General features: G+C 66.4%; 17 protein-coding genes. 14 read left to right on the top strand and 3 right to left on the bottom strand.

Translation table 11 applies throughout. The features are described from left to right. The first annotated feature begins 32 nt into the window (after window positions 1-32). The 10 genes from nrdJ to OHB13_RS11675 all read left to right on the top strand — a co-directional run bounded on the left by nrdJ (window position 33) and on the right by OHB13_RS11675 (window position 10,741). Entirely contained in the window at window positions 33-2,057 is a 2,025-nt protein-coding gene (gene nrdJ, locus OHB13_RS11715; protein WP_328377018.1) for a ribonucleoside-triphosphate reductase, adenosylcobalamin-dependent, read from the top strand. Window positions 2,058-2,230: 173 nt separating this feature from the next. Continuing rightward, a complete protein-coding gene (locus tag OHB13_RS11710) occupies window positions 2,231-2,677 on the top strand; it encodes a hypothetical protein (RefSeq protein ID WP_328377017.1) in 447 nt (148 codons plus the stop codon). A 77-nt stretch (window positions 2,678-2,754) separates the two neighbouring features. After that, complete coding sequence (thyX, locus tag OHB13_RS11705) at window positions 2,755-3,441, top strand: FAD-dependent thymidylate synthase (RefSeq protein WP_328377016.1); 687 nt, start codon at window positions 2,755-2,757, stop codon at window positions 3,439-3,441. 285 nt (window positions 3,442-3,726) lie between these two features. Continuing rightward, window positions 3,727-3,918: a hypothetical protein gene (locus OHB13_RS11700; RefSeq protein WP_328377015.1), complete on the top strand. Its 192-nt coding sequence runs from the start codon at window positions 3,727-3,729 to the stop codon at window positions 3,916-3,918. A gap of 8 nt (window positions 3,919-3,926) precedes the next feature. Further along, complete coding sequence (locus OHB13_RS11695) at window positions 3,927-5,753, top strand: DNA polymerase (RefSeq protein WP_328377014.1); 1,827 nt, start codon at window positions 3,927-3,929, stop codon at window positions 5,751-5,753. Between the two features lie 216 nt (window positions 5,754-5,969). Further along, the gene (locus OHB13_RS11690; RefSeq protein WP_328377013.1) at window positions 5,970-6,131 is read left to right on the top strand and encodes a hypothetical protein; all 162 of its coding nucleotides are present in this window, start codon (window positions 5,970-5,972) and stop codon (window positions 6,129-6,131) included. Further along, on the top strand, window positions 6,128-6,388 hold the full coding sequence (locus OHB13_RS11685) for a hypothetical protein (protein ID WP_328377012.1): 261 nt from the start codon (window positions 6,128-6,130) through the stop codon (window positions 6,386-6,388). Before OHB13_RS11690 ends, OHB13_RS11685 begins: the two co-directional genes overlap by 4 nt. Before the next feature lie 26 nt (window positions 6,389-6,414). Beyond that, window positions 6,415-6,831, top strand: coding sequence for a deoxycytidylate deaminase (locus OHB13_RS38735; protein ID WP_443062941.1), 417 nt, complete (start codon window positions 6,415-6,417; stop codon window positions 6,829-6,831). 225 nt (window positions 6,832-7,056) lie between these two features. Then, complete coding sequence (recD2, locus tag OHB13_RS11680) at window positions 7,057-9,309, top strand: SF1B family DNA helicase RecD2 (RefSeq protein WP_328377011.1); 2,253 nt, start codon at window positions 7,057-7,059, stop codon at window positions 9,307-9,309. A gap of 133 nt (window positions 9,310-9,442) precedes the next feature. Next, on the top strand, window positions 9,443-10,741 hold the full coding sequence (locus OHB13_RS11675; RefSeq protein WP_266856891.1) for a citrate synthase: 1,299 nt from the start codon (window positions 9,443-9,445) through the stop codon (window positions 10,739-10,741). Between the two features lie 630 nt (window positions 10,742-11,371). On the opposite strand, the gene OHB13_RS11670 is transcribed toward OHB13_RS11675, so the two are convergent. From OHB13_RS11670 to OHB13_RS11660, 3 genes are all read right to left on the bottom strand, one after another. Beyond that, window positions 11,372-11,713 (bottom strand): heavy-metal-associated domain-containing protein, encoded by a 342-nt coding sequence (locus tag OHB13_RS11670; protein WP_328377010.1) that lies wholly within the window; start codon window positions 11,711-11,713, stop codon window positions 11,372-11,374. 136 nt (window positions 11,714-11,849) lie between these two features. Further along, window positions 11,850-12,041, bottom strand: coding sequence for a helix-turn-helix transcriptional regulator (locus OHB13_RS11665; protein ID WP_266856895.1), 192 nt, complete (start codon window positions 12,039-12,041; stop codon window positions 11,850-11,852). Between the two features lie 258 nt (window positions 12,042-12,299). Beyond that, a complete protein-coding gene (locus OHB13_RS11660; RefSeq protein ID WP_328377009.1) occupies window positions 12,300-13,190 on the bottom strand; it encodes a sugar phosphate isomerase/epimerase family protein in 891 nt (296 codons plus the stop codon). A gap of 168 nt (window positions 13,191-13,358) precedes the next feature. Between OHB13_RS11660 and iolC the strand changes: the two genes are divergently transcribed. Genes iolC through iolD form a run of 4 tightly spaced genes read left to right on the top strand, consistent with a single transcriptional unit; the run spans window position 13,359 to window position 18,080 of the window. Then, window positions 13,359-14,333, top strand: a complete 975-nt coding sequence (iolC, locus tag OHB13_RS11655; protein ID WP_443062940.1) for a 5-dehydro-2-deoxygluconokinase — start codon at window positions 13,359-13,361, stop codon at window positions 14,331-14,333. Continuing rightward, window positions 14,330-15,241, top strand: coding sequence for a Cgl0159 family (beta/alpha)8-fold protein (locus OHB13_RS11650; RefSeq protein ID WP_328377008.1), 912 nt, complete (start codon window positions 14,330-14,332; stop codon window positions 15,239-15,241). Before iolC ends, OHB13_RS11650 begins: the two co-directional genes overlap by 4 nt. Then, window positions 15,238-16,161, top strand: a complete 924-nt coding sequence (gene iolB, locus OHB13_RS11645; protein ID WP_328377007.1) for a 5-deoxy-glucuronate isomerase — start codon at window positions 15,238-15,240, stop codon at window positions 16,159-16,161. Before OHB13_RS11650 ends, iolB begins: the two co-directional genes overlap by 4 nt. Beyond that, entirely contained in the window at window positions 16,158-18,080 is a 1,923-nt protein-coding gene (gene iolD / locus OHB13_RS11640; protein WP_328377006.1) for a 3D-(3,5/4)-trihydroxycyclohexane-1,2-dione acylhydrolase (decyclizing), read from the top strand. The genes iolB and iolD overlap by 4 nt, the downstream gene beginning before the upstream one ends. Window positions 18,081-18,088: the final 8 nt, after the last annotated feature.

The following is an 18,088-nucleotide window of genomic DNA, read 5'->3' as shown; positions in this document are numbered from 1 at the left end:
CCACCCTGTCGACCGACAACTGAGCGGACTGAATGACTGACTGGAAGACACCCACTGCAAAGACCGTCTACGAGCGGACCTACCGACGCGAAAAGCCGAATGGTGAGCTAGAGATATGGCCCGAGACCGTGCGGCGGGTGGTGGACGGGAACCTCGCACTGGTGGCGGACCGATACATCGAGCTGGGTGAACGTGAGGCCCTTATCGACCTCATCGAGTCGTGGCACGAGATGCCCGCAGGGCGACACATCAAGTCCGTAGGCGTCAACGATTTCGCGTTGAACAACTGCTGGGCTGCCGGCTGGATTCCCACACAGCCCGAAGAGCACTTCACCTTCACGCTGTTGAGGCTGGCTGAGGGCGGGGGCGTCGGCTCCAACTATTCGAACAGCTACCTGGCCGACTTCCCGGCCGTCGTGGCACCGGTCAAGGTGCACGTCGTATGCGACCCAGACCATCCTGACTACCTGGACATGGTGGAGGCCGGACTCATCTCTACCGAGTACGCCTACACCTGGGCCGGGGCCTACGGTGTTGAGGACTCCCGTGAGGGCTGGGCGGATGCTCTGGGCGACCTGATCCGTACGGCACACAACCCTGACACTCAGCACCAGGACCGCGTCTACGACGTGAGCCGTGTCAGGTCTAAGGGTGCGAGCTTGCGTTCGTTCGGCGGCACGGCCTCAGGGCCTGAGCCCTTCGCCGAGATGATGGTGGGCGTCGGCAAGATCCTCACGGCCTGCGTATTCGGCCCCATCGAATACGCCCCCCTCGATGGCATGTCCGCTATGGAGATCGATCACGAGATCGCGCGCTGCATAGTCAGCGGTGGCGTACGTAGGTCGGCCCGCATGTCGATCATGCATTGGGACGACCCGCAGGTGGGCGAGTTCCTGACAGCAAAGACTGACCAGATGAAGCACTGGACTACGAACCTGTCGATCGAGGTAGACGACGAGTTCATGGCGGAGGTCGACAGTGGCCACGCGGGCGCTCAGCTCGTACTCAGCAGCCTTGCTGAAGGCGCACTGAAGACCGGAGAGCCGGGCTTCTGGAACTCATCCCTGACAGCCATGGGAGAGGTCGACGGCACCTTCACGACCAACCCTTGCGGGGAGGCAACTCTCAACCAGTGGGAGCCCTGCAACCTCGGGTCGGTCAACCTGGGCGCGTTCGTGGACCAGGACGGGTATGTGGATGTGTCCGGGCTGAAGCTGGCCCACCGGCTCATCACCCGCTACCTGATCCGGGCCACCTGTGCCCCCGTCTCTGACCCGAAGTCCGCTGCTGCCATTGCTCGTTACAGACGTATCGGCGTCGGCCACCTAGGCTTCGCTGACTACCTGGCCAAGCAGGGCATTCGCTACTCCGAGGCTCCGAGCCTGCCCTATGTGCGGGAAGCATTGGTGGAGCTGGCTGCCGTCGTGGACGAGGCCGCGGCCGAGTACGCAAACGAGCTGAGGATCCCGGTCCCGATCAAGTCACGAGTCCTGGCACCCACAGGGACTATCTCGAAGGTGGCCGGCGTCTCCGGGGAGGCGGCTCACGCCCCCTTTGCGGACTACTTCAACCGCCGTATCCGATTCTCCATGGTTGAGCCGGAAGAGATTCGACAGGTGGAGGAGTACCGAGCAGCTGGATACTCCGTCGAACCGTGCATGTATGCAGCGAACACGGCAGTGGTGACCATCCCGACCAAAGACCCCCTGGTCTCTCAGGTCATGGATCCGTCCGTGATCGAGCACGCTGGGATGCTGTCCCTTGAGGACATGTTGGGGGTCCAGGCCCTCTATCAGGAGGCGTGGGCCGACCAAGCCGTGTCGTACACGGCCAACGTGGATCCGGCGAAGTACACGGTGGATGACGTAGTCGCCATCCTGCTGGCATTCATGCCGCGTCTGAAGGGCAGCACCATCTTCCCGGAGATGTCCCGAGCCCAGGCACCGTATGAGCGGATCACACGCGAGGAGTACATCGAGGCGGCCACCCGTCTTGGCATCGAGACCGAGGACACAGGTTTCGATGAGGTCTGCTCCTCGGGCGCCTGTGGCATCTGAGTAAACCAAGTGACCGGTGCTGCGACGACACCTAAATCTTGAGTGTGTGACACCCGTATCGCATTGAAACACCAAGGAAGGGAATCCGAGTGAGCTATCCGGATCCGTTCGATGAGCGTTCACCCTGGGATGAGACTCCCGAGACCACGACCCCTACGAAAGAGGAACTGCCTGTGACGACTAATGCCCCTAACGGCTCTGCACCCTTCGAAATCGGCTTCACCCTCAAGGCCGGCAAGGACTTCGATGCCGAGTGGCTGACCCCACGAGTCAGCGGCCAGGACGCCGAGGAGACCGCACGGCGGGGTGCCGAGCTGCTGACCGCCCTCAAGACCGAGGGCCTAATCGACCTCACGTCGAAGGCCGCTGACTACACCCGTAGCCAGTTCAAGGGAGGCGGCAATCCAGGCGGAGGCTCCGCCCCTAAGCGGTTCAACAACGGCCGAGTCGAGAACACCGACCCCACCCCCACGAGCGTGGTCGGCGACGCCTGCCCGCACGGCCGACAGCTCGTCAAGAAGCCGAACTGGACTGCGATGTTCTGCGATGGCCCCGACGGCGACAAGTGTGAACCGCTGTGGCAGGACAAGAAGACCGGCCAGTTCAAGGCCAACAAGTAAGACCGCACATCGGTGGGGGAGCCAGGGAAGTCCTGGCTCCCCTTTTGCATGGGAGAAACATGGAGTTCCGGTCGGACATGACTGTCCACCTGATCAAGCACGCCGCGGAAGACGCTGATGTCACATTCGCCGCTCGGGTCTCGACCCTTGGCGGTCAGACCCGCTTCAACGAGGTCTCCGACAAAGACTCCGGCCTCATCAACTACTTGATGCGCGACCGGCACGGCTCGCCGTTCGAGCACGCCAGCTTCACCTTCTACATCGAGGCCCCCATTTTCGTGGCCCGCGAGTTCTTCCGGCATAGGGCCGGCTGGTCCTACAACGAGGAATCGGGCCGCTACAAGGAGCTGGCCCCCACCTTCTACGTGCCGGCCGACGGCAGGCCCCTGCGGCAGGTGGGTAAGCCAGGCGCCTACCGCTTCAAGTTGGGCACCTACAAGCAATCCATGGCTGTGAGTGGGGACCTCCGCCGCATCAGCACCGAGGCATACGGGACGTACAAGCGGCTCCTGGACCTCGAAGTTGCCCGTGAAGTGGCCCGCATGGTGCTGCCGGTAAACCTCTACACGTCGTTCTACGCCACATGCAACGCCCGGTCACTGATGCACTTTCTGAGTCTGCGCACACAGGACGAGACCTCGAAATTCCCGAGCTTCCCCCAGCGAGAAATTGAGATGGTCGCCGCGCGCATGGAGGATTTCCTGCATTTCAATATGCCGGAAACCTGGCAGGCATTCCAGAGCAACGGAAGGGTCGCTCCTTAAGTGGCCAACCAAAGTGACGTCCTGGTGTACGGCTGGGACAACGGAGGGGTCGAAATCACCTGTCTCCTGTGTTGTGAATGCATCGCTTCGGGAGGATGTGTCTGCTGCGAGGACAACCAAGTTCTTCTGCTGGACCTAGTTTCGGCTACCCGAGACCACATTTGTAAGGAGTCCTCGAATGTATAACTCGGCCGACCTGTTCGGAATTTTCCTGCTGGGTGTCATCTTTGGTGCGCTCGGGCTACTCGCTGTACTGATCCATGCCGGTAGAAAGGTCAATCGATAATGCCAGAGAAGATTCGTGTGACTGTCGTTGTTGAGTACACCCCTGATCTGGATCACTATCCGGTCGAAACGGTGGATGACGCTGCAAGGTTTGATGAGCTGAAGAATCCGTTCATGGAATTCCCTGAAGTCTACCTAGATGACCCGAGTGAACTCGTGTCAGTTACTTATGAGGTTGTGTCCGCTGCTTAGGAGAATGAGTGAAGGTCCTACGTTACAAAATTAAGCGTCAGACGGTCAGGATCAATGTCTGCGAGACGCCCTGGGACCTTGATCGCTTCATCGACTTTGTAGAAGCCAACCCGGTAATGGGCTTCGATACGGAGACGACCGGGCTCAACTGGTGGGATACGGACCGCGGGTTCCGCCTACGGCTTGCACAGTTCGGAAATGCCGCAGAGAGTTGGGTCCTACCAGTTGAGATCCACCCGGAATTCGGGGAAGCGGTTCGGTGGGCTGTGCGGAAAGCCTCGCGACTGATAGCTCACAATGGCACGTTCGACCAGCACGTTGCAGAGGGCTGCCTAGGTGTCACGCTCGAAGAGCTGGCCCCGAAGATGCTGGACACGAAGATCATTAGCCATTTGGTTGATCCCCGCCAGGTCAAGGAGTTCGGCCCCGGTCTCAAGCTCGAAGAACTGACCGGCTATTACATCGACAAGGGCTTGGCTACTGAAGTCAAGGGCTCGATGACTCAAATAGCCAAGAGATACAAGGTCAAGAAGAAAGAAATCTGGCACATTGTCCGCACATTCGATCCAGAATACTTGCTTTATGCGGGCATGGATCCGATTCTCGCTTATCGCCTGTTCCACATCGTGTTTCCGAAGGTCCCGGCTCGTTCCCTCAGAAAGGGCTTGATCGGCTGGGAACACCGCTTGGCCCACATCACGGCCCTGATGGAACGTACCGGCTACCTCGTGGACGTCGCATACGTCAAGGCCCGTATAGCGGAGCTGAAGGCCGAAGAGGAGAAGTGGCTACGAGAAGTCCACATGTGGGGCGTCGAGAATGTCAACTCGGACGCACAGCTTATCGAGGCTTTCCGAGGGTTCGGCTTCAAGCTGACCAAGAAAACCCCAAAGGGCAACCTGTCGATGGATTCCGAAGTTCTGGACTCCATCGATCACCCGCTAGCCGAGGCAGTCAAGAAGGCCACCAAGGCCGCTAAGTGGCGGAAGACGTGGTTCGAAGCTGCCCTCAACGGCATGGACTCTCAGGGGCGCGTACATGCGGGAATCAATGCACTTCAGGCACGCACGGCGAGGATGAGCATCACGGGAGCTATCCCGGCGCAGACATTCCCTGCTGGTGATGGGTACGTGCGCTCGGCGTTCCTCGCTGAAGAGGGGCATGTATCCGTATCCATCGACTTCGGAAATATGGAACTCCGGGTCATGGCCGCGGCTTCCGAGGATCCGGTCATGATGAAGGCGTTCCTCGCTGACGAGGACTTGCACAACATCACGGCGATAGCAGCGTTCGGGCCGATGAAGCTGGGTCAGAAGAAGCACGAGAAGCGATCGGCGGGCAAAGGGACTAACTTCGCCATCGGATTTGGTGGAACGTGGCGTGCCGTCACTGAGGGGTTTGGGGTCCCCGAGGATGACGCAAAGAGGGCTGTAGACGCGTTTTGGGCAACGTACCTGGGCGTCGGGAGATTCGGCGAAAAGCTCAAGGGAGAAGCCCGCAGGACTGGTTACATATTCACAGCCACGGGCAGGCGCCTGCCTGTAGACCGCCGACGCTTGTATTCCGCCCTCAACTACTACATCCAATCCACGGCGCGTGACATTACCGCTCGGGCGATCATCAATCTCCATGCGGCCGGATTCACTCCCTGGATTCGGCTCCCGGTGCATGACGAACTGGTCTTCTCCTTCCCGAAGGGAAGAGCGAAGGAACTCACCGAGCAGGCGGCTCGGATCATGGAATTCACCTTCAGAGGACTTCTGATTCCGGCTGAGGGAGAGATCGGCGAGCGCTCATGGGGATCCATTCTCGACCTTGAAGACAGCAAGCACTAAGGGGGGTCATGTCGAACTATTTGTATGAGCGCTGGAGGGCGCAACCGGACGACCTGATAGGTGGATGGTGCGTAACTCTCGAAGCCGACAGGCGAACGCCTGCCGAAGGTGCGTACACGCTGTCTGACTTCTGTCACCCCGGAGTGTCTGAGCATGTAGCCACTCTTCACAACGAATGGCTTTCTACGAGGAGCGTGAATGAGGCGGAGTGAACTTATGTCCGACACTGAGGAGGTCCTGCGTGAGGAACTTGACGTCATCGAAGATTGTGAATGGTGCCAGAGGTATGAAGCCGTGGGGCTTTTCAACCTGGACGAGGTGGAAACCGGCCTGTGTGCCGGATGCGCTGAAGACAATGAGGCGGAGAACTGCGAATGACTGAGAAATTTGAGGACGCCAACTCCATCATTTCGGACCTCGAAAGTCAGTTGGCTCTCGCCAACCTGATCAAGCGGGGTGAGTACGCCGCCTGCATTGCTGTCTTGTCCGGGGACATCATGAAGTCCGCTCTGGCGGTAGGAATCTCCCATGCCATGGCAGAGGAGATGGCTGCCGACTTCTGGAAGGCCGAGATGCTGGCGGACACTGTTGCCGGTCTTCTTCGCAACGTTGACCTGGAAGAGAGCGAGGATTGAGTTGCGGCATCCTCTACGAATGCACTGTGTTGCATGAGGAGAGGCGCCCCTGCTGGGACTGCTACTTCCTCGGGATCGCGGAGGCCGCGAAAGGTCGTGGGGACTGCATCCGTAAGCAAGTCGGCTCGGCTCTGGTCCGCCCGGACCATCGGGTGGTCATCACGGGGTACAACGGCTCCGAGGTGGGCGGACCGAGCTGTCTCGAAGGTGAGTGTCCGAGGTGCCTGAGCAGTGTGCCAGCCGGGACGAGATACGAAGGATGCATCGAGTATCACGCCGAAGCCAATGCCATCATGTGGAGTCGTCCCGAGGACCGCATCGGGGCAACGCTGTATGTGACGTGGGAGCCTTGCAGAGACTGCCGCAAGCTTGTCCGCGGGGTTGGCATCGCCCACATGGTGTGGCTCGACCACGGGACCAAGCTCCGTCGCTGGACGGTCTGAAGGAATGAATTGAAAGTGCCCCCTGCCCTCGCCGGCAGGGGGCACTTCACCGTTCTGGCTTTGGAGGTAGGGGGTCCGCATAGGGACCCCCTCGGAAGATCACGGTCCGCCTGTCGGCGCCTGGCGGTAGCCTCCGAGGGTCGTTGTCGTAGGGAATGCAGGTGAGAGTCCGTGTCAGGTAGGGGAGTTGACTCCGGGCAGGGCAACCGCCAGGGTGTTTGTGAAGTGACTGGTGTCCTGGAGCGGATCACCTACGCCAATGAGGAGAACGGCTACACGGTCGCCCGCGTCGACACCGGCCGCAGCTCCGACCTGCTGACCGTCGTCGGCTCGCTGCTCGGCGCCCAGCCCGGCGAGTCACTGCGCATGGAGGGCCACTGGGGCTCCCACTCCCAGTACGGCAAGCAGTTCACGGTGGAGAACTACACGACGGTCCTGCCGGCCACCATCCAGGGCATCCGGCGCTATCTCGGCTCCGGGCTGATCAAGGGCATCGGCCCGGTGATGGCCGACCGGATCACCACCCACTTCGGCCTGGACACCCTCGACGTCATCGAGCAGGAGCCCAAGCGCCTCATCGAGGTGCCGGGGCTCGGCCCCAAGCGGACGAAGATGATCGGCGCCGCCTGGGAGGAGCAGAAGGCGATCAAGGAAGTGATGATCTTCCTCCAGGGGGTCGGGGTCTCCACCTCCATCGCCGTCCGGATCTACAAGAAGTACGGCGACGCCTCGATCTCCGTCGTGAAGAACGAGCCCTACCGGCTGGCGGCCGACGTCTGGGGCATCGGCTTTCTGACCGCCGACCGCATCGCCCAGGCGGTCGGCATCCCGCACGACTCGCCGGAGCGCGTCAAGGCCGGACTCCAGTACGCGCTCTCCCAGTCCACCGACCAGGGGCACTGCTTCCTCCCCGAGGAGCAGCTGATCTCCGACGCGGTCAAGCTGCTCCAGGTCGACACCGGCCTGGTCATCGACTGCCTGGCCGAACTGGCCGCTGAGGAGGGCGTCGTACGGGAGCGGGTGCCGGGGCCCGAAGGCGGCGAGGAGCAGGTCACCGCGGTCTATCTGGTCCCCTTCCACCGGGCGGAGATCTCGCTCGCGTCCCAGGTGGTCAGGCTGCTGCGCACCGAGCAGGACCGGATGCCCGCTTTCCGGGACGTCGACTGGGAAAAGGCGCTGCACTGGCTGGCCGGGCGCACCGGCGCCGAGCTGGCGCCCGAACAGCAGGCGGCGGTCCGCCTCGCGCTCACCGAGAAGGTCGCGGTCCTCACCGGAGGTCCCGGCTGCGGCAAGTCCTTCACGGTCCGTTCCGTGGTCGAGCTGGCCCGCGCCAAGCAGGCCAAGGTGGTCCTCGCGGCGCCCACCGGCCGCGCGGCCAAGCGGCTCGCCGAGCTGACCGGGGCCGAGGCGTCCACCGTGCACCGGCTCCTGGAGCTGAAGCCGGGCGGCGACGCGGCGTACGACAGGGACCGCCCGCTCGACGCGGACCTGGTCGTCGTGGACGAGGCGTCGATGCTCGATCTGCTCCTCGCCAACAAGCTGGTCAAGGCGGTCGCGCCGGGCGCGCATCTGCTGCTCGTGGGCGATGTGGACCAGCTGCCGTCCGTCGGCGCGGGCGAGGTGCTGCGCGATCTGCTGTCGGCCACCAGCCCGGCGCCGAACGTCCGGCTGACCCGGATCTTCCGCCAGGCCCAGCAGTCCGGGGTGGTCACCAACGCCCACCGGATCAACTCCGGGGTGCACCCCATCACTCAGGGCCTGCCCGACTTCTTCCTCTTCGTGGAGGACGAGACCGAGGAGGCCGGGAAGCTCACGGTCGATGTGGCGGCCCGCCGCATCCCGCAGAAGTTCGGGCTGAACCCACGCCGTGACATCCAGGTGCTGGCCCCCATGCACCGAGGCCCGGCCGGCGCGGGCACGCTCAACGGGCTGCTCCAGCAGGCGATCACCCCGGCCAGGCCCGGCCTGCCCGAGAAGCGGTTCGGCGGCCGGGTCTTCCGGGTAGGTGACAAGGTCACCCAGATCAGAAACAACTACGACAAGGGTGCCAACGGAGTCTTCAACGGCACGGTGGGCGTGGTCACTTCGCTCGATCCGGAGGACCAGAAGCTGACCGTGCTCACCGACGAGGACGAGGAGGTGGAGTACGAGTTCGACGAGCTGGACGAGCTGGCGCACGCGTACGCGGTGACGATCCACCGCTCGCAGGGCAGCGAGTACCCCGCCGTGGTGATTCCGGTCACCACGGGTGCCTGGATGATGCTCCAGCGCAATCTGCTCTACACGGCCGTCACCCGGGCGAAGAAGCTGGTCGTCCTGGTCGGCTCCCGGAAGGCGATCGGCCAGGCTGTCCGCACCGTCTCCGCGGGCAGGCGGTTTACCGCGCTGGACCACAGACTGGCGGGAGGCGGCGCGGACGGCGGACCGTGGGAATCGTCACCCCGGGGTTCCGGAACCAGGGCGAACAGGGCAGGATAAGCAGGTTGGCGGCACTGAGTGCCGCCAAATAGCCCAACGGGCGACCCCGAGTGCACTCTGCTGAGCCAAGTGGGGGATGGTAGAGACAGTCAGGGCACCTCGAAGAAGAGGCACTACGTCGGTGAGGGATGACGTGAGCGAGAACGCTAACAAGGCTGTAGTACTGCGGTACGGCGATGACGAGCACACCTACCCGGTGATCGACAGCACCGTCGGCGACCAGGGCTTCGATATCGGGAAGCTCCGAGCCCAGACCGGGCTGGTCACACTGGACAGCGGATACGGCAACACGGCCGCCTATAAATCCGCGATCACCTACCTCGACGGCGAGCAGGGCATCCTGCGCTATCGCGGGTACCCGATCGAGCAGGTGGCCGAGCAGTCGACCTTCCTTGAGACGGCCTACCTGCTGATCAACGGCGAGCTTCCCAAGGTCGACGAGCTGGCGACCTTCAAGAACGAGATCACCCAGCACACGCTGCTGCACGAGGACGTCAAGCGCTTCTTCGACGGCTTCCCGCGTGACGCGCACCCGATGGCGATGCTGTCGTCGGTGGTCAGCGCCCTGTCCACGTTCTACCAGGACAGCCACAACCCCTTCGACGAGCAGCAGCGGCACCTTTCGACGATCCGCCTGCTCGCCAAGCTTCCGACCATCGCGGCGTACGCGTACAAGAAGTCGATCGGCCACCCGTTCGTCTACCCGCGCAACGACCTCGGGTACGTGGAGAACTTCCTGCGGATGACCTTCTCGGTCCCCTCGCAGGAGTACGTGCCGGACCCGGTCGTCGTCTCCGCGCTGGACAAGCTCCTCATCCTGCACGCGGACCACGAGCAGAACTGTTCGACCTCCACCGTGCGTCTGGTCGGCTCCTCGCAGGCGAACATGTTCGCCTCGATCTCCGCCGGCATCAGCGCGCTGTGGGGCCCGCTGCACGGTGGCGCCAACCAGTCGGTGCTGGAGATGCTCGAAGGCATCAAGCAGTCCGGCGGCGACGTCGACACCTTCATCCGCAAGGTGAAGAACAAGGAAGACGGCGTGAAGCTCATGGGCTTCGGGCACCGCGTCTACAAGAACTTCGACCCCCGGGCGAAGATCATCAAGGCGGCGGCGCACGATGTCCTCTCGGCCCTCGGCAAGGATGACGAGCTGCTCGACATCGCGCTGAAGCTGGAGGAGCACGCGCTGGCCGACGAGTACTTCGTCGAGCGGAAGCTCTACCCGAACGTGGACTTCTACACGGGTCTGATCTACCGCGCCATGGGCTTCCCGACCGAGATGTTCACCGTGCTGTTCGCGATCGGCCGGCTGCCCGGCTGGATCGCCCAGTGGCACGAGATGATCAAGGAGCCCGGCAGCCGCATCGGCCGCCCGCGCCAGATCTACACCGGTGAGGTCCTGCGCGACTTCACGCCGGTCGAAGGCCGCTGACGCCGTCAGGCCCTGACACTGGTGGACGCTGACACCGGCAGGCCGCTGATCCCGATGGATCACTGACCCCGGTCGTCAGCACAGCAATCGAAAAGCGCCCCGCCGCCGATCCCCCCACGGGTCGACGATACGGGGCGCTTCCCGTTTCCCCGGGCGGATTCCCCCCACGGGATCCGGTCCGGGCGTCTGTTGGGCGCGGATGCCACTCCGCGTACTGCTGCTGCCACGGCACGCGATCTGCCGGGGTACGTACTCGACGGGTGGGCCGCTCAAGCTCCCCGTAGCACGTGCCCCGGCCAACGCTTGCCCGGAACATCCCCCAAGATGTTCCGCCGGACGTCCCCCAAGACATCCTTGGCATCGTTCACTTAGACACTCGGGGCCCCCGAATGGTTACCCCCAAAATCCTGTGATCTAAGTCTCGTTGTGAACGTCCTGTGAAGGTACGCAATTACGGGCCGTTTGTCACTACGAACAGCGAAGAGTTGGCCATGGCAATACCTGCCGACAAGGCATCGGGTGGCCCGGTCACCAGAAGATCTCCACGTACGGGCGTGGATCGGGCCCGGTCGTCGGCGATCAAGGTCATCAGTGAACAGGGCCGTCACCGGCGATCGGCGGCGTCAGGGATCAGGCCCGGCCCACGACTTCGTATCCCGCCTCGCTCAGCACCGAGCGCACCGTCTGCTCGTCCAGCGGGGCGAGTGAGACCACGGTCACCTGTCCGGTGGCGGCGACGGCCGTGACGCCCGTGACGCCGGAGAGTTCGGCGAGTTCGAGCGAGACGGCGCCCTCGCAGTGCTCGGATGCCATCCCGCTCACCTGGTAGACGGCGGTGACCGCCCCCGCCTGCACGTCGCCGCCACCACCGCAGCACCCGCCGCCGCAGCAACCGGATTCGGGAGCGGCCTCGGTGGGCGGGCCGGACTGGGGGAGTCCGAGGTAGGCGGTGTTCTCTCGCTCAGCGGTCATGCTGCTCTCCTCTGGTGTACGGGTGCGCGTGTACCCATCCATGGTGCGCCTGGGACTCCTGACGGCCACCGGGACCCGGGTGTCGCCGGTGTCCGGGCCCCGGTGGCCGTCAGGAGCGTCGGCCTCTCCCGGGGAGTCAGCGGCCTCTGTTGCTGGGCCTGCGCGACACCCAGAGCCGGACGGTCTCCGCGTACCAGTAGGGCTTTCCGTTCTGCACCTCATCGGGCGGCGGGAGCAGTCCGTGTTTCCGGTACGAACGGACGGTGTCCGGCTGCACCCGGATGTGTGCGGCGATCTCCTTGTAGGACCAGAGCTTTCGGTCGGTCATGTCCAGCACCTCCCTGCCTGCCGCGCGACGCCGGCCGGAAGGCCGTCGGGGGAGTCGCGGAGCTGCGCATTGGTGATCAATTCACCCTCTCCCCGGACAACGGCGTCCGAAGAGGGCAGGGCTGGGGCTGTTGATCTCCTGTGACCGAAAGGCCGTGTAACACGGACATGCGTGACGGGAGGGTAACTCCTGTGACTCAAGCGGCACATGAGGCACATACGGATAGAGCGGTGTGGTCCCGGGGCGGCTGCCGGTGCGTCAGGCCCCGCAGGAGCGGAGGAACGCGCGGGTGCGGCGGGCGATCGGCAGCGGCCGGTCCGGCGGGCAGGGATACATGTCCTGCTCGACGACCGCGAACAGATCGGCCTCCAGCTTCCGTGCCGCGTCGAGCACCGGCTCCAGCGCCGGGATGCCGCCCGGCGGCTCGCACATCACCCCGCGTGCCACTGCGGGCCCGAACGGCAGCCGCTCCGCCCGCACCTGCGCCAGCACCTCGGGATCCACCTGCTTCAGATGCAGATAGCCGATCCGCTCCCCGTACGTCTCGATGAGCCGCACGCTGTCCCCGCCGCAGTACGCGTAGTGCCCGGTGTCCAGGCAGAGCGAGACCAGTTCCGGGTTGGTCGCGTCCAGGAAGCGGGCGACGTTCTCCGCGGTGTCGATATGGGTGTCCGCATGGGGATGCACCACGATCCGCAGCCCGAACCGCTCCCGCACCTCGTGGCCCAGACGCTCGGTCAGCTCGGTGAGCTGCCGCCACTGGCCGGCGTCGAGGGTGTCGGGCTCCTTGACCTCGCCCGTCTTGTCGTCGCGCCAGAACGACGGGATGACGACCAGATGCCCGGCCCCGGCCGCCTGCGTGAGCGCGGCGACATCGGCGACATGCGCCCAGGTCGCGTCCCAGACGCCGGGTCCGTGGTGCAGCCCGGTGAAGACCGTCCCGGCCGACACTCGCAGGCCGCGCCGGGCGGTCTCGTCGGCGAGGCGGACCGGATCCGTGGGCAGATAGCCGTACGGACCCAGCTCGATCCACTCGTAGCCGGACGCGGCGACCTCGTCGAGGAAGCGGGTCCAGGGGACCTGGAGCGGGTCCTCGGGGAACCACACCCCCCAGGAGTCGGGTGCGGAGCCGATCCGGATCTGCGTCATGGAACAAGGCTTCCGCCCGTCCGGGAAAGCTGTCAAGCGTTCGTCCGAATGTCAGGACAATGCGTTGACAGGGGTCCGAGGGGGGAGTTAGACCTGAGGGCCCGTTACCCGGCCCCCGTCACCCGGCCGCAGGGCCGGGGCCGCTCACCGATGGAGAGGACGTGCACGGTGTACGACCTGATCACGATGGGCCGGATCGGGGTGGACCTCTACCCCCTGCAGGCCGGTGTGCCACTGGCGCAGGTCGACACCTTCGGCAAGTTCCTGGGCGGCTCGGCGGCGAACGTCGCGGTCGCTGCGGCGCGGCTCGGGCGGCGGGCCGCCGTCATCACCCGGACGGGCGCCGACCCGTTCGGTGAGTATCTGCACCAGGAACTGCGGACGTTCGGCGTCGACGACCGCTGGGTGACCCCCGTGCCCGGCCTGCCCACCCCGGTGACCTTCTGCGAGATGTTCCCGCCGGACGACTTCCCGCTGTACTTCTACCGGCAGCCGAAGGCGCCCGATCTGGAGATGTACGGGGAGGAGCTGGACCTGGGCGAGATCCGGGCCGCGCGGGTGTTCTGGGTGACCGGGACGGGGCTCTGCGCGGAGCCCAGCCGTACGGCGACCCTCGACGCTCTGGCGGCCCGGACCGCCGCCTCCAGGGAGTCCCCGGCCGCAGCCCTCCCGGGAGCCCGCGCCACCGTCTTCGACCTGGACTGGCGCCCCATGTTCTGGACCGGCGACCCGAAGCCGCACTACATCAGCGCGCTGCGCCACGCCACCGTGGCCGTCGGCAACATCGACGAGGTAGAGATCGCCACCGGCGAACGCGAACCCCGCGCGGCGGCCGACGCGCTGCTCGCCCGGGGACCGGAGCTGGCCGTCGTCAAACAGGGCCCGGGCGGCGTCCTCGCCGTCCACCGCGACGGCCGCACCGCCGAGGTGCCGCCCGTGCCGGTGGAGGTCGTCAACGGCCTCGGCGCGGGCGACGCGTTCGGCGGGGCGCTCTGCCACGGCCTGCTCGCCGGGTGGGAGCTGGAGCGCACCATGCGGTACGCCAACGCGGCGGGCGCCATCGTCGCCTCCCGGCTGGCCTGCTCGTCCGCGATGCCGTACGCGTCCGAGGTCGACGCGGCCCTCCAGGAAGTGTGTCCGTGACCGGCGCCGCCGCGGTCTCCGTCGGCGATCTGGTGGCCACCAGGACCCGCCACCCGGAAGCGATCGCCGAGGCCGCGGTCCGCCGCACCCGCAGACCGCTGCTCGGCGACGGCAGCCGGCTGATGATCGTGGCCGCCGACCACCCGGCCCGCGGATCGCTCGCCGTCGGCGGGCGGGAGCTGGCCATGGCCAACCGTCACGACCTGCTGGAGCGGCTCTGCCTCGCCCTGTCCCGGCCGGGCGTCGACGGTGTGCTCGCCACCGCCGACATCCTGGAGGACCTGCTGCTCCTGGGCGCCCTGGAGGGCCGGGTCGTGATGGGCTCGATGAACCGCGGAGGCCTCGCCGGGGCCTCCTTCGAGTTGGACGACCGCTTCACCGGCCACCGCGCCCGGGACCTGGCCCGCCTCCGCTTCGACGCCGGCAAGCTGTTGCTCCGCATCGACTACGCGGACCCCGGCTCACCGGCCACCCTGCACTCCGCCGCCCGCGCCATCGACGAGATGGCCGCCCGCGCGCTGCCGGTCTTCGTCGAGCCGTTCATCTGCCACCGGGTGGACGGGCGGCTCCGCAACGACCTCACGGCCGACGCTGTCACCCGTTCCCTCGCCATCGCGTCCGGGCTGGCCGGCACCTCCGCGTACACCTGGCTCAAAGTGCCCGTCACCGCCGACCCCGACGACATGGCGCGGGTGATGGAGACCACCACACTGCCCGCCGTGCTGCTCGGCGGCGAACCGGGCGGTGACCAGGACGCGACCTACGAGAAGTGGCGCACCGCGCTCCGGCTGCCCACGGTGCAGGGGCTGGTGGCCGGGCGCTCGCTGCTCTATCCGGCGGACGGGGACGTGGCGGGCGCCGTGGACATCGCGGTGGGCCTGCTCCGGCCGCCCGGGAGGGACGTATGAACGACAGCCGTCCGGACAACGGAGCCCTGGTGGTACGGGCGGGCAGCGCGGCCCGTGGCCCGTACGCCCTGGACATCGGCCCCGAGCGGGCCGGCTGGGACCGCTCCGCGCTGCGGATCCTGGAACTCGCCCCCGGAGCTTCACACGCCCTTTCCACGGAGGACAGCGAATGGATCGTGCTGCCGCTCGCCGGGGCCTGTACGGTCCTTGTTGACGGAGAGCGCTTCGAACTGCGGGGCAGGGCAGGGGTATTCGCGGGAGTCACCGACTTCGCCTACCTGCCGCGTGACGCCCGCGCGCAGATCTCCTCCGGTGCGGGAGGCCGCTTCGCCCTGGCAGGAGCGAGGTGCGGGCGACGTCTCCCCGCCCGCTACGGCCCCGCGCCGGAGGTACCCGTCGAACTGCGCGGCAGCGGCAGCTGCTCGCGCCAGGTCAACAACTTCGCCGCAGCCGACACCTTCGAGTGCGACCGGCTCATCGCGGTCGAGGTGCTCACTCCCGGCGGCAACTGGTCGTCGTTCCCGCCGCACAAGCACGACGAGTACCGGCCGGGCGAGGAGTCGGTCCTGGAGGAGATCTACTACTTCGAGATCGCGGACGGCGGCCCCGGCTACCACCGGGTCTCCCCGTCCAGGCCCGGCGGCACCGACCTGCTCGCCGAAGTCCGCAGCGGGGACACGGTGCTGATCCCGGACGGCTGGCACGGTCCTTCGATGGCCACCCCGGGCCACCACATGTACTACCTCAACGTGATGGCGGGGCCCGGCGCGGAACGCGAGTGGCTGATCAGCGACCACCCCGACCACGGCTGGATCCGGCAGACCTGGGACGCGCAGCCCGTCGACCCGAGGCTCCCGCTGTACGGCAACGGAGCAGACGGAGCCGACGGAGCCGACGGAGCGCAGGAGGACCGATCATGACCACCCGTCAGCCAGGCAGGGGCCAGGATGCCAGCGGTGGCCCCGGCGCCACCCGCCGGCTCACCACCGCCCAGGCGCTGGTCGCCTTCCTGGCGCGCCAGTGCACCGAGCGCGACGGCCGCAGGCAGCGGCTGATCGCCGCCACCTGGGGCATCTTCGGCCACGGCAACGTCGCCGGGATCGGCCAGGCGCTCATCGAGTCCGGCCAGGACGCGATGCCGTACCACCAGGGCCGCAACGAGCAGGCGATGGTGCACGCGGCCGTCGGATACGCCCGGCAGTCCGGCCGGCTCTCCGCGCACGCCGTTACCACCTCCATCGGCCCCGGTGCCACCAACCTGGTCACCGGCGCCGCCCTCGCGAGCGTGAACCACCTGCCGGTGCTGCTGCTCCCCGGCGACACCTTCGCGGCCCGCCCGGCCGACCCGGTGCTCCAGCAGCTCGAAGTCCCGTACGCGGGCGATGTCTCGGTCAACGACTGTCTGCGGCCGGTCTCGAAGTACTTCGACCGGATCACCCGTCCCGAGGCGCTGATCCCGGCCGCGCTCGCCGCGATGCGGGTCCTGGCCGATCCGGAGCTGACCGGCGCGGTGACGCTCGCGCTGCCGCAGGACGTGCAGGCCGAGGCGTACGACTGGCCGGCCGAGTTCTTCGCCGAGCGGGTCTGGCGGGTGCCCGTACGGCGGCCGGACGCCACCGAGTTCGCCGACGCGGTCGCCGCGATCCGCGCCGCGCACCGCCCGCTGATCGTCGCGGGCGGCGGCGTCCGCCACAGCGGCGCCCAGGACGCCCTGCGCGCCTTCGCCGACGCGACCGGCATCCCGGTGGCCGCCACCCAGGCGGGCAAGGGCGCGCTGCCGTACGACCACCCGGCAGACGTCGGAGGCATCGGCCACACCGGCACCGCCACCGCCGACGGGCTGGCCCGCGCCGCCGACCTGGTGATCGGCATCGGCACCCGCTACACCGACTTCACCACCGCTTCGGGGACGCTCTTCCAGCACCCCGGGGTCCGCTTCGTCAACATCAACATCGCCGGGTCCGACGCGCACAAGCTGTCCGCGCTCCCGCTCGTCGCGGACGCCCGCGCCACCCTTGAGCGGCTGACCGGCGCGCTCACCGGCCACCGGGTCACGCCCGCGTACGAGGGCGCGTACCGGGCGGCGAAGGAGGAGTGGGAGGTACGGGTCACCGCCGCCTACACGGGCAGCGAGGACGCCGCGCCCACTCAGGCGCAGGTGCTCGGGGCGCTCGACGCGCTCGTGACCGGCGACGACATCGTCATCAACGCGGCGGGCTCGCTCCCCGGCGATCTGCACCAGCTGTGGCGGACCCGCTCCGCCGACCAGTACCACGTCGAGTACGGCTACTCCTGTATGGGGTACGAGATCCCGGCCGCGATCGGCGTCCAGCTGGCGGCTCCCGGCCGGCCCGTCTGGGCGCTGGTCGGTGACGGAACGTATCTGATGAATCCCACCGAGATCGTCACCGCGGTCCAGGAGCGGCTCCCGGTCAATGTCGTCGTCCTGCAGAACCACGGGTACGCCTCGATCGGCGGCCTCTCGGAGTCGGTGGGCGCCGAGCGCTTCGGCACGGCATACCGCTTCCGGGCGCCCGACGGCACGTACACGGGCGACCCGCTGCCGGTCGATCTGGCGGCCAACGCGGCCAGCCTCGGGCTGACGGTCCTGCGCGCCAAGACCCTGCGTGACCTGCGGGAAGCCCTGGCCACGGCGCGCGCGTCCGACCTCCCCACATGTGTCTACGTGGAGACCGAAACGGCAGACACAGTGTCGGGGCCGCCTCCGCCGCAGGCGTGGTGGGATGTTCCTGTGGCCGAGACCGCCACTCGCCCCTCGGCGGTCGGGGCCCGGGAGGAGTACGACCGGCAGGTCGCAGCCCGACGCCGTCATCTCTAAGGCTTTAG

The sequence above is a fragment of the Streptomyces sp. NBC_00440 genome (genome assembly GCF_036014215.1).
GTDB lineage: Bacteria > Actinomycetota > Actinomycetes > Streptomycetales > Streptomycetaceae > Streptomyces.
The sequence above is the reverse complement of the archived record's forward strand: the minus strand, read 5'-3'. Positions and strand labels throughout refer to the sequence as shown.

Excerpts from the sequence above, each read along its gene's own strand:
- nrdJ (WP_328377018.1), top strand. The coding sequence starts at position 33 with ATGACTGACTGGAAGACACCCACTGCAAAGACCGTCTACGAGCGGACC.
- thyX (WP_328377016.1), top strand. The coding sequence starts at position 2,755 with ATGACTGTCCACCTGATCAAGCACGCCGCGGAAGACGCTGATGTCACA.
- OHB13_RS11700 (WP_328377015.1), top strand. The coding sequence starts at position 3,727 with ATGCCAGAGAAGATTCGTGTGACTGTCGTTGTTGAGTACACCCCTGAT.
- OHB13_RS11690 (WP_328377013.1), top strand. The coding sequence starts at position 5,970 with ATGTCCGACACTGAGGAGGTCCTGCGTGAGGAACTTGACGTCATCGAA.
- OHB13_RS11685 (WP_328377012.1), top strand. The coding sequence starts at position 6,128 with ATGACTGAGAAATTTGAGGACGCCAACTCCATCATTTCGGACCTCGAA.
- OHB13_RS11670 (WP_328377010.1), bottom strand. The coding sequence starts at position 11,713 with ATGACCGCTGAGCGAGAGAACACCGCCTACCTCGGACTCCCCCAGTCC.
- OHB13_RS11665 (WP_266856895.1), bottom strand. The coding sequence starts at position 12,041 with ATGACCGACCGAAAGCTCTGGTCCTACAAGGAGATCGCCGCACACATC.
- OHB13_RS11660 (WP_328377009.1), bottom strand. The coding sequence starts at position 13,190 with ATGACGCAGATCCGGATCGGCTCCGCACCCGACTCCTGGGGGGTGTGG.
- iolB (WP_328377007.1), top strand. The coding sequence starts at position 15,238 with ATGAACGACAGCCGTCCGGACAACGGAGCCCTGGTGGTACGGGCGGGC.
- iolD (WP_328377006.1), top strand. The coding sequence starts at position 16,158 with ATGACCACCCGTCAGCCAGGCAGGGGCCAGGATGCCAGCGGTGGCCCC.